17 protein-coding genes are annotated in these 15,232 nt (G+C 35.9%); 12 read left to right on the top strand and 5 right to left on the bottom strand.

The genetic code is table 11. The features are described from left to right. Positions 1–23: 23 nt before the first annotated feature. From MKL36_RS05040 to MKL36_RS05025, 4 genes are read left to right on the top strand one after another with little or no spacing between them, the layout of a single operon-like run. Positions 24–1,046, top strand: coding sequence for an HlyD family efflux transporter periplasmic adaptor subunit (locus MKL36_RS05040; RefSeq protein ID WP_021510799.1), 1,023 nt, complete (start codon positions 24–26; stop codon positions 1,044–1,046). Beyond that, positions 1,039–2,796, top strand: a complete 1,758-nt coding sequence (locus MKL36_RS05035) for an ATP-binding cassette domain-containing protein (protein ID WP_021510798.1) — start codon at positions 1,039–1,041, stop codon at positions 2,794–2,796. Before MKL36_RS05040 ends, MKL36_RS05035 begins: the two co-directional genes overlap by 8 nt. A gap of 10 nt (positions 2,797–2,806) precedes the next feature. Continuing rightward, positions 2,807–3,931 (top strand): ABC transporter permease, encoded by a 1,125-nt coding sequence (locus tag MKL36_RS05030; protein ID WP_021510797.1) that lies wholly within the window; start codon positions 2,807–2,809, stop codon positions 3,929–3,931. A 4-nt stretch (positions 3,932–3,935) separates the two neighbouring features. Beyond that, a complete protein-coding gene (locus MKL36_RS05025) occupies positions 3,936–5,054 on the top strand; it encodes an ABC transporter permease (RefSeq protein WP_021510796.1) in 1,119 nt (372 codons plus the stop codon). Between the two features lie 49 nt (positions 5,055–5,103). Here the strand turns inward: MKL36_RS05025 and MKL36_RS05020 are convergent, their stop codons facing one another. After that, on the bottom strand, positions 5,104–5,973 hold the full coding sequence (locus MKL36_RS05020; RefSeq protein ID WP_021510795.1) for a DUF2797 domain-containing protein: 870 nt from the start codon (positions 5,971–5,973) through the stop codon (positions 5,104–5,106). Positions 5,974–6,012: 39 nt separating this feature from the next. Between MKL36_RS05020 and MKL36_RS05015 the strand changes: the two genes are divergently transcribed. Together MKL36_RS05015 and MKL36_RS05010 are read left to right on the top strand one after the other, a co-directional pair. Continuing rightward, positions 6,013–6,474 carry a DUF6231 family protein gene (locus tag MKL36_RS05015; RefSeq protein ID WP_000840537.1) on the top strand — a complete coding sequence of 154 codons (462 nt, stop codon included), beginning with the start codon at positions 6,013–6,015 and terminating at the stop codon, positions 6,472–6,474. 99 nt (positions 6,475–6,573) lie between these two features. Further along, positions 6,574–7,164 carry a YidB family protein gene (locus tag MKL36_RS05010; protein WP_021510794.1) on the top strand — a complete coding sequence of 197 codons (591 nt, stop codon included), beginning with the start codon at positions 6,574–6,576 and terminating at the stop codon, positions 7,162–7,164. Positions 7,165–7,272: 108 nt separating this feature from the next. Here MKL36_RS05010 and MKL36_RS05005 read toward each other — a convergent pair whose 3' ends face one another. The 3 genes from MKL36_RS05005 to MKL36_RS04995 form a co-directional block, all read right to left on the bottom strand. Beyond that, a complete protein-coding gene (locus MKL36_RS05005) occupies positions 7,273–8,379 on the bottom strand; it encodes a porin (protein ID WP_000734917.1) in 1,107 nt (368 codons plus the stop codon). A gap of 254 nt (positions 8,380–8,633) precedes the next feature. After that, the gene (locus MKL36_RS05000) at positions 8,634–9,047 is read right to left on the bottom strand and encodes an HIT family protein (RefSeq protein WP_000312749.1); all 414 of its coding nucleotides are present in this window, start codon (positions 9,045–9,047) and stop codon (positions 8,634–8,636) included. Positions 9,048–9,065: 18 nt separating this feature from the next. Then, a complete protein-coding gene (locus MKL36_RS04995; protein WP_001037927.1) occupies positions 9,066–9,335 on the bottom strand; it encodes a YARHG domain-containing protein in 270 nt (89 codons plus the stop codon). Positions 9,336–9,599: 264 nt separating this feature from the next. On the opposite strand from MKL36_RS04995, the gene MKL36_RS04990 reads away from it, so the two are divergent. The 5 genes from MKL36_RS04990 to MKL36_RS04970 all read left to right on the top strand — a co-directional run bounded on the left by MKL36_RS04990 (position 9,600) and on the right by MKL36_RS04970 (position 12,573). Beyond that, positions 9,600–10,025 carry a GFA family protein gene (locus MKL36_RS04990; protein ID WP_005110952.1) on the top strand — a complete coding sequence of 142 codons (426 nt, stop codon included), beginning with the start codon at positions 9,600–9,602 and terminating at the stop codon, positions 10,023–10,025. Positions 10,026–10,155: 130 nt separating this feature from the next. After that, a complete protein-coding gene (locus tag MKL36_RS04985) occupies positions 10,156–10,356 on the top strand; it encodes a hypothetical protein (protein ID WP_000564581.1) in 201 nt (66 codons plus the stop codon). Positions 10,357–10,854: 498 nt separating this feature from the next. After that, positions 10,855–11,079, top strand: coding sequence for a hypothetical protein (locus MKL36_RS04980; protein ID WP_000826150.1), 225 nt, complete (start codon positions 10,855–10,857; stop codon positions 11,077–11,079). Between the two features lie 178 nt (positions 11,080–11,257). Continuing rightward, entirely contained in the window at positions 11,258–11,632 is a 375-nt protein-coding gene (locus tag MKL36_RS04975) for a TonB C-terminal domain-containing protein (RefSeq protein WP_000800035.1), read from the top strand. 173 nt (positions 11,633–11,805) lie between these two features. After that, positions 11,806–12,573: a class I SAM-dependent methyltransferase gene (locus MKL36_RS04970; RefSeq protein ID WP_021510793.1), complete on the top strand. Its 768-nt coding sequence runs from the start codon at positions 11,806–11,808 to the stop codon at positions 12,571–12,573. Positions 12,574–12,654: 81 nt separating this feature from the next. Here MKL36_RS04970 and MKL36_RS04965 read toward each other — a convergent pair whose 3' ends face one another. Then, entirely contained in the window at positions 12,655–13,740 is a 1,086-nt protein-coding gene (locus MKL36_RS04965) for an alpha/beta fold hydrolase (protein WP_021510792.1), read from the bottom strand. Positions 13,741–13,873: 133 nt separating this feature from the next. Between MKL36_RS04965 and MKL36_RS04960 the strand changes: the two genes are divergently transcribed. Then, on the top strand, positions 13,874–15,061 hold the full coding sequence (locus tag MKL36_RS04960) for an O-succinylhomoserine sulfhydrylase (protein WP_031222643.1): 1,188 nt from the start codon (positions 13,874–13,876) through the stop codon (positions 15,059–15,061). Positions 15,062–15,232: the final 171 nt, after the last annotated feature.

Below are 15,232 nucleotides of genomic sequence, written 5' to 3'. Positions count from 1 at the left end.
AATTTAATAAGAAGGCCAATAAGATGAATAAAAAAGTGATTGCCGGCATTTTAGTGGTTATAGCTGTAGTTGCCATCGGCTTTTGGGTATGGGGATATAATCATAAAAAACAATTAGATAATAATGTATTAACTTTATATGGAAATGTGGATATCCGCCAAGTTTCACTTGCATTTGAACAATCTGGCCGTATTCAGAAACTTTTAGTTCAAGAGGGCGATAAAGTTCAAGCAGGTCAAGTACTGGCAACCCTTAATACCAATGCATTACAAATTCAGGCAAAGCAAGCTCAAGCACAACTTAAAGCTCAACAAGAGGCAATTGTTAAACAAGAGGTTGGAGCTCGCCCTGAAGAAATCACTCAAGCAAAAGCTCAACTTGCGTCTGCCCAAGCAGAGCTTGATAAAACCAATAAAAACTTGCAACGCTTACAAATTTTGGTAAGCAGTACGGATGGTCGAGCAATTAGCCAACAAGAGCTCGATTATGCCAAAAGCAATCAACATAGTGCTGAGGCAGCGGTCCGTGAAAGACAGGCCAATTTAGAATTGTTAATTAAAGGTGCACGAAAAGAAGACCGTGAAGCGACTAGAGCACAGTATGAAGTGACTAAGGCTAATTTAGATTTAATTAACTATAACCTTACTCAAGCAGAACTAAGGTCTCCTGTAAATGCAGTGGTACGAGCTCGGTTGCAAGAAGTTGGCGACATGACAACTGCTCAAAAGGCCGTTTATACATTAGCCTTGACCAATCCAAAATGGATTCGTGTGTATGTAAATGAACAAGATTTAAGTTCAATTAAAATGGGAGGCACGGCTCAAGTCATTCGTGATACTTATCCGAATCAGCCTATGAATGGAAAAATTGGCTATATATCTTCAGTGGCTGAGTTCACACCTAAAACAGTACAGACAGAAGAGATTAGAACAACACTTGTTTACGAAGTTCGGGTGTATGTACATGATCCGAATGATCAATTAAAAATGGGTCAACCTGTGACAGTAAAAGTCCCACTTGCTTTAAATGAGAAAGCCCATGATTGATAGTAAAGCAGTGGTTCAAGCCCTTAATTTATTCATGACTTTTAAAGCCGAAAATAAAAATTCAGCAGATATTAGTGCAATTGTTGATTTGAATATGCAAATCAAAAAAGGAGAACTTACCGCTTTAGTCGGTCCAGATGGTGCGGGTAAAACAACTTTATTAAGGTTAATTGCAGGATTATATAAAGCGAGTTCAGGTTCTCTTCATGTGCTTGGGTTTGATATTGAAAAACATCCTCAAGTTGTCCAAGACCGTATTAGTTATATGCCACAACGTTTTGGACTCTATGAAGACTTAAGTGTACAAGAGAATCTAAATTTATATGCCGACTTACACGGCGTTCCAAAAAATGTACGTAACCAAAGATTTAAACGTTTATTGGAGATAACGGATCTTACTCAGTTTACTCAACGTCTAGCAGGGCAACTTTCTGGTGGAATGAAGCAAAAGCTAGGATTAGCATGTACTCTAGTTCGTTCCCCAGAGTTACTCCTGCTCGATGAACCTAGTGTTGGCGTAGATCCTTTATCACGACGGGATTTATGGATCATTATTGAACAACTTGTTCAGGAAGAAAATTTAAGTGTAATTATAAGTACCGCTTATATGGATGAAGCAGAAAAGTGCGCTTACGTGTATATCATGCACGAAGGCAAAATTTTAAGACAAGGTTCACCTGAGCAATTAAAAGCGTTAGTACATGAGCAAACATGGCAAATAAAGCCTTCAGAGCAGATTAAGACTCGGATTGTACAAGCCCAGTTGCTTGGAAATTCTGGAGAGATTATTGATGCAGTGCCAAGAGGAGAGCAAGTAAACTTTATTAGTCGCCAAAAAGAACTATCAACAAATATTTTACCTCTGGGACTAGTGGCAAATAGGCGACCACCTGAACTCGAAGATGCTTTTATGATGTTGTTACAGCAAAATCAAAAACAACAAATCTCTATTTCTCAGCAGGCTTTTCGATCCGAACAAAACAATAATTCGCAATCAGACCAAGCGGTCATTGTAGTTAAAGATTTAGTCAGAACTTTTGGAGATTTTACTGCTGTTGCAAATACGTCATTTACTGTACAGCGTGGAGAGATCTTTGGGTTACTTGGGCCAAATGGAGCTGGTAAAACCACGACATTTCGCATGTTATGTGGGTTACTACCGGCAAGTAGCGGTTACCTAGAAGTTGCTGGTAAAAACTTACGGACGGCCCGTGCTGAAGCAAGAGCTAAAGTAGGCTACGTCTCTCAAAAATTTGCACTGTATAGCAATTTAACTGTGTTGGAAAACTTAAAGTTTTTTGGTGGAGCCTATGGTTTATCGGGCAAAAAACTAGATCAACAAATTGATAAAGCTTTACAGCAATATGATTTAGAGCCGCAAATTAAAAGTGGTGATTTACCTGGTGGTTATAAACAGCGCTTATCTATGGCGGCTGCATTATTACATGAACCAGAAATTTTATTTTTAGACGAACCTACGAGCGGAATAGACCCACTTGCACGGCGTTCATTTTGGTACAGCATTGGTAAACTCGCAAATCAAGGCATTACCATCATTATTACCACTCATTTTATGGAGGAAGCAGAATATTGTGACCGCATTGCTATACAAGATGCAGGAAAGTTACTAGTCCTAGGTTCTCCTCAACAGGTCCGCGAATTGGCAAGTAAAGATAAACATATTGTTGATATGAATGAGGCTTTTATTGCAATTGTGGAACAAGCACGTGCATTAAGGCATGCGGGTTAGGAGACCTACAATGAGCTTTGCATTTTGGAGTCGCTTGAAAGCCTTAGTTCGGAAAGAAACTAAACAGCTTCTTCGTGACAAAAGCAGTCTCGGAATTGGCCTAGTTTTGCCTGTTATCTTAATTTTACTGTTTGGTTATGGACTTTCTTTTGACTTGAACCAAGCACGATTTGGTGTTGTAGTTGATCAGTCCTCGCCGCAGGTCAATCAGGTCTTAGCTGGCTTAAATGGATCGCGATATTTAACCAGTCTAGAATTTCATAATTTGCCTGAAGCAGAACAGGCCATTCGAAATGGCAAAATTGATGCGATTTTGCATTTGCCTTCCGATTTTGCAAATCAGGCCCAACAAGGTAACGCAAAGGTTCAATTGCTATTAAATGGTAGATCGACCACCATAGCAACTGCTTTAGAGGGGTATGTCGCGGGTGCTTTGGCTACCGCGCCATCAATACAAATTGATCGTAGCCCCATATTAGCCTCTGCAAGCGCCGTTAAAATTGAACAAAGAATATGGTTTAACGAATCTGGTAACAGTACTTGGTTTTTAGTACCGGGTTTAATGGTACTCATTTTAACTTTAATTGGCGCCTTTTTAACGGGTCTGCTTATTGCCCGTGAAAGGGAACGGGGAACATTAGAAGCCTTATTTGTCACACCAGTACGGCCATTTGAAATTGTGTTGGCAAAACTCATTCCGTACGTTGTTGTCGGCATGATTGATATCGTTATTTGTATTGTTGCTGCACATTTTATTTTTGAAGTACCTATGCGCGGTTCATTATTCTCAATTTTATTTGCTTCATTTCTATATTTAATCGTTTCATTATTACTTGGTTTAACTATATCTGGCTTTGCCCAAAGTCAGTTTCAGGCGAGTCAAATTGCTTTGTTGGCAAGTTTTATGCCAGCGCTGATGCTTTCTGGGTTTGTTTTTGATACACGCAACTTGCCTTTGGTTGTACAAATTATTAGCCAGTTACTTCCAGCGACGCATTTTATGGTTTTAATTAAAACTTTATTTATGGGAGGTGATGATTGGAGGCTATGGTTTAAAGAATGCGGTATTTTATTGGGATATATCGTTGTTTTGATATGTGCTGTGAACTTTTCACTGAAAAAACGGTTGAGATAAAGTTATGTGGCAGCAATTAATCACGTGGCTGAAACACTTAAGTTTTTTAGTCAAAAAAGAATTCTTAACCATTTTTAGTGATCCTGCAAATAGGGCTATTCTATTTGTACCCGCCCTGATGCAAGCACTTTTATTTGGCTATGCGGCTACTTATGACGTTAACCATGTAGATTATGCAATTTTAGATCAGAGCAACGGGCAGGTTTCACATGAGCTGATCTCGAAGCTCGATGGCTCTGGTATTTTTAAGCGTGTTGCAACACTGGAATATACCGAACAAATCAAACAGGTCATTGATAACCGTCAGGCATTGCTCATAATTACGATCCCCAATGATTTCGAGAGTAAATTAAACAATAACCAAAGCGCTCCTATACAGGTCATTGTTGATGGTAGAAATTCATCTACAGCTATGGTCGCAGGGTCATATCTAAATAAAATTATTGGTCAGTTCAATCAGCAAAAGTTTAATTCAGCTTTACCGATTAGCCTTGAAACAAGAACATGGTACAACCCAAATCAGGAATCTCGTTGGAGCTTAATGCCTGCATTAATTGCAGCATTAAGTATGATGCAGACATTACTTTTATCTGCTTTATCAGTTGCGCGTGAACGTGAGCAGGGCACGTTTGATCAATTATTAGTGACACCTTATACGCCATTACAAATTATGATTGGTAAGGCTTTGCCGCCGATTTTTGTAGGCTTGATGCAATCGACCATTATTTTATTGATTATTTTGTTCTGGTTTAAAATTCCAATGAATGGTTCTATTGGACTGCTTTATTTTGGATTATTCAGCTTTAACGTGGCTGTAGTTGGTGTGGGCTTATCAATTTCAGCTTTATCTTTAAATATGCAACAAGCTATGCTTTTTACATTTTTATTGATTATGCCTTTGATGTTACTTTCAGGCTTACTGACACCTGTAGAAAATATGCCAAAAGCATTACAAGTAGCAACTTATGCAAATCCATTAAGATTTGGAATTAACTTGGTACAGCGGGTTTATTTGGAAGGTGCAAGCTTTGCCCAAGTCAAATTGAACTTTTTACCAATGATTGTGCTGGGAATAGTAACTTTACCTTTAGCAGCTTGGTTGTTTAGAAATAGATTATCTTAATTATATTGATTAAAAAGCCCCATTTTTATGGGGCTTTTTTTAAAGCGACTTATGCACGTACAATCAGCTCGTAACCTGTATATTTACGGATATTAATAACACCAATATCAAAAATTAAATATTGGCCCTTAATACCTTGCAATACTCCACGAATTTTTGGTGTTTTATCTAAATTTAAAGACTTAATTTTTTCAGGATATTTTTCAACCGGGTAAACAAACTCACGTGGCAATTCATTTTCTAGTAATTCAACCGTTTCGTTAAATTCAAGATTTTGGCTAAATTCTTCACGAATAGTTTGAATTTTAGGAGCGAATTCTTCAATTAGCTGATCACGTTGTTCAATCAAATTTAGAGGCTCAGCTTCGCCTTTGAGAAGTTTACGCCAATCTGTCTTATCCGCAATTAAGGAACCAAACATGGTTTCAAGCTGACCGGATAAACGACGTGAACCAACTTTTAAAATAGGTAAGGCTTGAGTTGCCCCTTGATCTAACCAACGACCAGGCATATGGCTAACGCGAGTAATACCTACTTTTAAAGCACTTGAATTTGCTAAGTAGACAATATGAGGCTGGAAACATACGCTGTGGGCAAAATCATCTTCACGACATGTACCCAAATGGTAGTGGCATGTTTCAGGTTTCATAATGCAAAGGTCACATTCCGCTTTCGTTTTAAAGCATTTAAAGCAGTGGCCTTGAGAATAAGACTTTGGTGTTTTAGCACCACAAGAGGTGCAATAAATATTACCTGTCCATTCGATTTCTAGTTCTTGTCCTAAATTAAAAGGAAGATCAATTTCTGAACGGTCTAATACAAATTTGTATTCAACATTTGCCTTGGTTGTCTGTTGATCAGTTACACTAGCATCTTTTAGGCCTGCATGCATTTTATGGCAAATGCCTTGTAGTTCCATAAAGTTTAAACTCACATCTTTCAATTAAGGGTTGCAGTTATGGCTGAACAAAATGTCATCACTTCTATGCTAGACGATTTATCAAACGAACAGCCTATTCATACTGCACTTTGTATTGGCCAGAAAATTGACCAGAATAACGCAATTCAATGGCACTATTTTACCGTAACTGAGCTGTTAAGTCTGCCTTTTACTCAGCGTTATGATTTGGGTTTTGTATTGTTTGATACTGATGAAATGCAGGACATCAGTGATGTACAAAAATCACAATTATTAGTAAAGCTAAGAGATTTATTAGCAAAACGAATTGTTGTCGTGAGCAAACGCAGTGATGAACAGCTTCTGCGTTCTTTAGGTTTTACCCAACTTATTGATAAGACTTCACATGATAGTGATTTTGCTTTATGGCAATTTAATATTTTGACCTATAAGCATGTCCCAGACTGGTTTAATTCAAAATTTTGGGCAAATCCAGAAAATTGGAATAAATTCCGTTGGTAAAAGACCTTGTAATCTCTTTCAAAATTTAACAATTTGATTTTTGCTGTCTTAACAAAAAAACGCGTATGCTCATGTATAAACCATACATAAGAGTTACTCATGACAAATTTAAGCAACATTGTAGAAGTTTTGGCTAAGCAAGCTTTAGGTGGGAATCAGCAAGCGTCGGGTCAAGGTGGTTTAGGTGGAATTTTAGGTTCTGTACTAGGACAAATGGGGGGTAATACTTCATCTGGTGCCCAAGGTGGTCTTGGTGGAGTATTGGGTTCTGTATTGGGACAAGTCACTGGTAATAACAACACATCTCAAACTGGTGGTGGTGTACAAAGTTTATTAATTGCAGTGGTACCTTTAATCTTAAGTTGGGTTCAGCAACAAGGTGGTTTACAAGCTGCTCTTGAGAAATTAAAAGGCGCTGGCTTAGGTAGCCAAGTTCAAAGTTGGGTTGATCCAAACCAAAGTAATAGTGAAGTTCCGACCCAGCAATTACAAAGTCTGTTTAATCCAGCAGACATTGAACAAGTTGCTCAGCAAGCTCAAGCACCAAAAGAACAAGTTTATGGTGCAATCGCTTCTGTCTTACCTCAAGTCATTGATTCTTTAACACCTCAAGGTGAGAGTACAGATCATCAAGAAGCTAACCAAGATATTCAAAATGTGATGAATCTTGTAAGTGGTTTCTTAAAATAAGATATAAATTTTTTAAAAGCCTATATAAAAATATCGGCTTTTTTGATAGCACAATAAAATAAAAGGGCATAAGCCCTTTTATTTTAGATCTGAATCGAACATAACTGATTAGAAGTTATATTCAATACCAGTACCTACAACAGTTTGTTTGTCGTCGTCGTTCAACCAGTCACGTTTTTGTTGAGCAACGATACCGTAGAAACGAGCTTGTTTATTGATTTGATAATCAAGACCTAAACCATACAAGTCAATTTTACGATCTGCCTGACCACTTACTTGTGTTTCAGCAGAAGCATATTCTGCTTTTACTTTAAGTTTAGTGTTAGGAATTTTATAAGCAGCAGTTACCGCGTATGCTTCTTCTTCTAAACCACGGTAAGCTTTACCAGCTTTATCGATTGAACCATCTGATTTATATGTTTGACCATATGCAGTCAAGTCATCAGTAGGTTCAGCATGTTGCCATAAAGCACCTACTACAAAACCAGATTTAGCAATGTCATAAGAACCAGTTACGCGGTAAGCGTCTGTATAAACATCTTTCAAACCGTAAGCAGCATATTTACCTTTAATACCGAAGTCACCAGCAGCAGCGATTGCTAAACCTAAGTCTTTATTTTCATAACCTAGAGAAGTCGAAACTGAATCGAAGCTATCATTTTTGCTGTCTTTACCAGTTTCGCCTTTTTTGCTATCAGAAGTGCTTTCACCAGTTTGAGCCATGATATTGAATGTTAAACCAGCTAATAATTTAGGGTCTAATTCAAAACCAACTACGTTATCTAAACGGTTTTCACCGTACATAATATTTGTAATATCTAAACGTGTGTCATCGTTAAAGATGTCTTGGTTGCTACCAGCAGAGGTTTTGAAGTAAGAGTCATATTTACCTACTTTTAACGTACCGACGCCTTCAGTTTTTAAACCAATAAAACGGTTACGGGCGCTAAGGTCAGTATCTGAACCAGAACCGTCAGTAGAAATTGCCCATTCAGCTAAATAAACAGCAGATAGCTTATCAGTCAACTTCTCTTCGCCTTTTACCCCAATACGAGAAGAGTTTGAGTTAACTTCGGTAACGTCACTTTTACCATCGAAATTTTTGTTGTCAACTTGGTTAATGGAAACGTTTAGTTTGCCGTACAAAGTTGGCGCTGCTTGCACCGCGTTTACGCTCAAAGTTGCAACTGCGGCAGCGAGAAGCAATTTCTTCATTGAGATTTCTCCAAAAGGTATTTTTAAATGGCGTATGCCTAGCTAACTTTTATTTTTTAGTTGGCTTATGTACAAAAAGTTACAGAAGCTCACCAACTTGCTAAGAAGTATCTGTAAACTTTGTGACAATGGAGTGAAGAAGAAATGACAGTTTTATGACAATTAAAAATTGGAAATACTTTATTTTCTTTTGATTTTATTACACTTTTTAAATAAAAAAAGCGGAGTTTAAACTCCGCTTTTATCTCTTAAAATCAAAGTGCTGCTTTAATTTTCTCAGCCAAAGCTTTGATTTTATCTTGGTCTCCTAATTGCGCCGCATGTTTGCCAAGTTGGTGAACATTTGTCGGAATTAGATGAAAATGAACATGAGGGACAGTTTGTCCGGCAGCTGCTCCTGATAACTGCATGAGCACAATTCCATCCAAATTTAATGCAGTTTCCATTGCCTTAGCAATTTTTTGCACGATCTGAATGGTATAAGCTGCCGCTTCAGGAGGTAAATCAAGTAAAGTTACTGCAGGAGTTTTTGGAATAACTAATGCATGACCATCGGCTTGGGGCATAATATCCATAAAAGCTAGAACTTGATCATCTTCATAGAGTTTTATCGCTGGAAGTTCACCACGTAAAATTTTTGCGAAGATATTTTGATCATCATATGCCATGTATTATTCCTTTAAATACTATTTACACTTCAATTCTTTTTGACGTTCTTTAATTGCGTCTAGACGTTGCTGCTCTTTATCAGAGAATTTTGGCTTAGTCGTATGACAGTTTTCATTACCATATTTTTCTTTAGCATCTTGGTCTTTAAAACAAAAGCCTTTTGACGCATAAATCAAATTGTAATCATCTTGCAATTTTTGACATTCTTGCTCAGGTGTTGCAGCTTGAGCACTGAAACCGGCAAGGGTCACCATTCCAGCGAATACCGCAACCATTAATTTATTCATGAGCTTTTCCTCAGTTAAAGGTATGAACCTGTACTCAATATAAGGTTTATTCCCAATATTTCAATGACTATTAATTACTCAAGTGTTATTTAAAGTCACATTTCACCTTATAATATAAAAAAGCTTTATATATCAAGATCTTTTTTATAATCTTTTTTAAATCAAAAGATTAGATATATTTTATATTAAACAATTAAAATATATACTTAACCAATATTTAAAGTCATGATTAAAATTTTTATAGTAATGAAATAAGTACGTTATATGATTAACATCGGTTCTTGTTTATGCGATAAAGTAAAATTCTCTGTACCTTGTGAAATCAAAACGGTTTATCACTGCCATTGCAGCTTATGCCGAAAACAAACAGGTACTGGAGCGAATGCCGCTACTTTAGTAAAAGAAAATCAGTTTAATTGGTTGATGGGTAAGGAATATGTGGCTACCTATAAAAAAGAAACTGGTTTTACTTCATCATTTTGTAATAGATGTGGTTCGCCTGTCCCTAATAAAATTAATGGTACAAACTATATATGGATACCGTTGGGGCTTCTTGAACAACCGTTTAAACCAGATTTAAAACTTAATTTTTGTATAGAGTCAAAACATGATTGGGTTGTGTTAGGGGATGCTCATAAAAACTTTGCACATTTACCTGAGTTAGAAGAGTTCTTAAAATATTTTGAATAACACTATTTAACTTTTTATATATTTTAATAATTTTTAAGTATTCTTTACATAAATGATGTGTGTTCACTGTTGAATATATCCGATATTTATTTGAGCATGAAATCACATAGCTTAAAAAAGGATGGTTCACATGATAGATGAAGAAAAGCCTTTAAATTTTGAAGATGATGACGAGCCTCTTGATTTTGAAGATGAAGAATTCATAGACGATAAAAAAGAGGACGAAATGTATAACTCGATTACTAAGGATGGCTCTAGTGTCGATCCTGCTGATGATGGGACACGACATATTCGTCCTGAAGACGGCGATCCGATTGAAATTGATGAGTAAATGCATCAGTTTAAAAAAGATTAGTCTTTTTAATCTTTAAGTATAAGTGTAATATCCGAGCGCTGTCACAAACAGCAAAAAGTCCTGAATGATCAGCGCAAAAAATCAAAAAGGGTAAAGCCTGCTTACAAAGCGGGCTTTTTTTATATTTATAAAAATCTAGACTAAAGAAAGTAAGTAAACGCTTTTAAGAAAATAATTAATTTTTTAAAAATATTTAGCAGATGAGAAGAACAGATACAAATACCTAGTGTTTGTAATGTGCATTTAAGAGGAGTACAAACGTAAATAACAAAAATAAGAAAAGTAAAAAGATCATAAGTTAAACATATCATTAAATTATTTAGGTATTTTACACAATTTAACACTTTATGCAAATTACTTTACATTTCATTGAGTTTTTGTAAAGAATTGGCTTAGTCTCAATCGTTTTAAAAATGTGACAATCAGTGGATAATTTGTTAGATTGTTTGATTTTTATAATAACAGGTGAGACAGATGAAGAGATTGTTACTTGTATTGGCTACAGGATTTGGTTTAGATGGGTGTGCATCGTTAACACAAAAAGCAGATGAAAATTATATTACTAAATCACCTGTTACTCCGGTCAATACTGCCTTTAATGGCACTAAAGTACTTGAACATGGAATTTTTACTGAGCAGGATATTGCTGATATGCCTGAACACTCAAATATAAATTCACGTTATAAAATATCTTTTTAAAACGATGCTGAAAATTATAATTAAATAGTTAAACTAAATAATCCTGGTAAATTAGCTAAAATCTAGAATTTGCTAAGAACATATTTAGTAGTAGCTATTTAGCATAAAACCACCATTTAGGTGGTTTTTAAAAAGATAAAATGTTAAATTTTAATCGTTGAAAAAATTGGTTTTATAAATGAAAAACGTCATTATTTTAACTTCTATATTGTTATTAAGTGGGTGCACAATTAATTCTAAGTTATTATCACCAGCAAAAAGTGATGATGACAAAATTATTGTAGAAGCAGAAAAGTACAAGCAACAATATCAAAAAAAGATCTTTAAAATTTGGAATGTTCCGCCTTCTTCAGTGGGAATGAGTGCTAGCGTTAAAGTCTTTTTAAGTGATACTGGTGAGATTGAGCAAATTATTTTTCTAGATAAAGAAGACCAAAAGTTTAAGTCGAGTATTGAAAAGGCGATATGGCGTGCAAGTCCCTTTGTTTTACCTTCTAATCCGGAAGTTAGAAAACAAGTAAGAAAGTTCAATATTAAATTTACTGCAAAGTAATTTTTAAATATGAACTTGGCTTTACATTAAAAAACCACCATTTGGTGGTTTTTTATTAAGAATTGATAGAGATACAAATTATAACTTTATTTTATTAATTATTGAAAAACTAATCATTATTTTTTATCTACTTTTTCTTTTATGGTTAACTCATCAAAGAAGAGGAATAAGCCATGTTGAATCAACATGAGATAAATTTAAAACAGTATCAAAATAAATCTTTAAGTTATTTGAATAGCACAGCTCACTCTGAAGGGGTCGAGTTTGATAAATTCATTAAAGAAATTGATGAATATCCAAATGCTGTTGTTTTAGATTTAGGTTGCGGTGGTGGTCATGTAGCTTATAACGTTGCTCGCCATGCAGATCTGGTTTTTGCTTATGATTTATCTCATGAAATGCTCGATACAGTTTCAAAAGCTGCCAATGCTCGAAAAATAAAAAATATTTTTGTACAGCAAGGTATTGCTGAAGATATGCCTTTTACTGATGAACAGTTTGATGTAATTATTAGTCGATATTCTGCCCATCATTGGCAGCATGTCCCAACAGCAATGAAAGAAATACATCGTGTATTAAAGCCAAATGGCACTGTTATTTTTGTTGATATTATTAGCTCAAGTTTCCCTATTTTAGATACATTTTTACAGACTATAGAAGTGATTCGAGACCCTAGTCATGTACGAAATTACAGTATTAAAGACTGGGTTCACTTTATTGAAGATGCTGGTTTTGAATTAACAATTTTAGAAAAACAAACTCTCAAACTAGATTTTGATAGTTGGGTACAGCGCATGAAGACACCTGAAGATCAAATAAAAACGCTTAGGTATCTCCAAGAAAATGCAGCAGATGTTGTTAAAAAGTATTTTAATATTCAAAAAGATGGAAGTTTTGAAAGTAAGGTCGGATACTTTGTATTCAAAAAACTATCCTTCTAGTGAGTTTTAGCTTAGATTTGTTTTCATAGAGAAAGCGTTAGATAAAAGCCCCCATATAGAGGGCTTTTTTTATGCCTAAATTTAGATTTTTGTTGAACGCTCACTCAGCCATGTTGCTAGCTTTGGCCAGAATTCCTGTGCACTTGCTTGGCTTGACATTAGACCTAAATGACCACCAGGAATAAGAGTAAACGTAACATCTTGGCTACTGGTTAACTGGCTTAATGGCTGAGCTGCATCAGCCGTGACCAGTTGATCACTACGACCAGCTCCAACTAAGAGTGAACAGTCGATATTTTTTAATTCGATTTTTTTATCTTTTAACTGTATAGAACCTTGTCTTAATGGATTTTGCAGCCAAACATTAAATAACATGTCCTGATTAATACCTCCTGGATAATCAATCATATTGTTTAAAAAACTGCTTAATGTGGCATGTTCTTGTACGAACTGAAGATCATTAAGGTTCTTAAGTAATTGAATATGACCATCGAACCAGCCTTTAGGGTCAAGAATTTTAAAGCCTAAGGAATTTAAAATGCCCGGAGTATGAATCAAACGCTTCGGTAAACCTGAGTAAATACGTTCCTGAAGCTTTTTATTGCGGGCAATAGTGTTGTTTATGGTTCGGTAGAGTTTTCCAATATAACCAGAAGCATAGCTATCGATTGGGCTACCTAAAACTATAAGGTTTTTGACATAATTCGGATGATTATGCGCTGTATATAAAGTAACGAATATGCCAGCCATACTCCATCCGTGTAAAGAAATTTGATTACTGCCTGAATGTGTGCGAACAAGCTCTATAGCTTTAGGAATAAAATCTTCAATAAACGATAAAAAGTTAAGATGTCTATCTTTAAAGCCTAAACGCCCCCAATCGACAAGGTATACGTCAAAACCTGCATTTTGGAAGTATTTGATAAGAGAACGATATGGATATAAATCATAAATCGCCATATTAATAGCTAAAGGTGCCACAAATACTAATGGTTCTCTAAAACTCTTTTCTGTAGCTGCATAATAACGAACACGGGTTTGGTTGAATTCACCAATCACTTCAAACGGAGTGCTTTGTGACAATACTAATGTTTGAGGACGAAATAGTCGGGTAGAGAGGTGCTTGATTTGACTTTGTTCTGAGACAAGGGACTTTAAGCGTTTCATCTTGTTTTACCAACTATACTAAAGATTGATTGAAGTCTAAGCGATAATTTTCAGGTTTACCTTGACCTTAAATACCTTAGGCACTCAAAATGATGATAGTTTTTAGTACATGACCAGTAAAGGCGAACATTTAATGAACCAGTCTGATGATTTAGAATACCAACTTGATACTTTAGCCATTCGTACCGGACACACTCGTAGTTTTGAAGGTGAGCATGGTGAACCAATTTTTTTGACTTCATCTTTTGTATATGAAAACGCTGCTGAAGCAGCTGCAAAATTTTCTGGTCAGGTTCAAGGAAATATCTATTCTCGTTTTACTAATCCGACTGTATCGATGTTCGAAAAACGTTTAGCGGCTTTAGATGGGGCTGAACGTGCCGTGGCTACAAGCTCAGGTATGGGAGCAATTCTATCGATTGCTATGGCGTATCTAAAAGCAGGTGATCATGTTATTTGCTCAAGAGCAGTTTTTGGTTCTATTGTCGCTTTATTTGAAAAATACATTGCCAAGTTTGGTGTAGATATCACATTTGTTGATCTACGCGATTTAGATGCATGGAAAAATGCAGTACGTCCAGAAACTAAACTATTATTTGTTGAGTCACCGTCTAATCCATTAGCTGAAATCGCAGATATCCAAGCGCTTGTAGATATTGCGCATGCAAATGGCGCATTACTTGCTGTTGACAATAGTTTCTGTACACCTATTTTACAGCAACCGTTAAAGTTGGGTGCAGATCTCGTGATTTACTCTGCGACTAAATATTTAGATGGCCAAGGCCGTGCGTTAGGTGGTGCAGTGGTAGGTAACCATCAACTCCTAGAAGAAGTTTTTAGCGTAGTGCGTACTTTAGGGCCATCTATGAGTCCGTTTAATGCATGGATTTTCTTAAAAGGATTAGAAACTTTACGTTTACGTATGAAAGCGCACTGTGAAAATGCTCAAAAACTTGCCGAGTGGTTGTCTACCCATGAAAAAGTAGAAAAGGTCTATTATGGCGGGCTTCCAACTCATAAAGGCCATGAACTTGCAGCAAAACAGCAAAATGGCTTTGGCGGGATTGTTTCTTTTGTAGTTAAAGGTGAGCGTGAAGGCGCGTGGAAGGTCATTGATAACACCAAATTTATTTCTATCACGGGTAATTTAGGTGATGTGAAATCAACAATTACGCATCCTGCTACAACTACACACGGCAAACTTTCTGCTGAAGCAAAACAAGCTGCTGGTATTCAAGAAGGCTTAATCCGCGTTTCGGTTGGCTTAGAAGATATTAACGATATTATTGGTGATATCTCACGTGGATTAGATTTGATCTAATAAAATTTATATATTTAAGAATTAAGCCACACTCATTTTAGTGTGGCTTTACTTTAAGGTAAGTTACTCACAAACAACGATTGAAATAAAAAAGCTACATTTTGTTGTAAATGAATTAAAAATCACAACGTATAAAAGTTCTAAATTTAATAAAAATAACAAAGTGAGTTT

Origin of the sequence: Acinetobacter sp. AOR12_HL (assembly GCF_027855275.1) — a bacterium.
GTDB lineage: Bacteria > Pseudomonadota > Gammaproteobacteria > Pseudomonadales > Moraxellaceae > Acinetobacter > Acinetobacter baumannii.
This window is presented reverse-complemented; position numbering and strand designations above follow the sequence as displayed.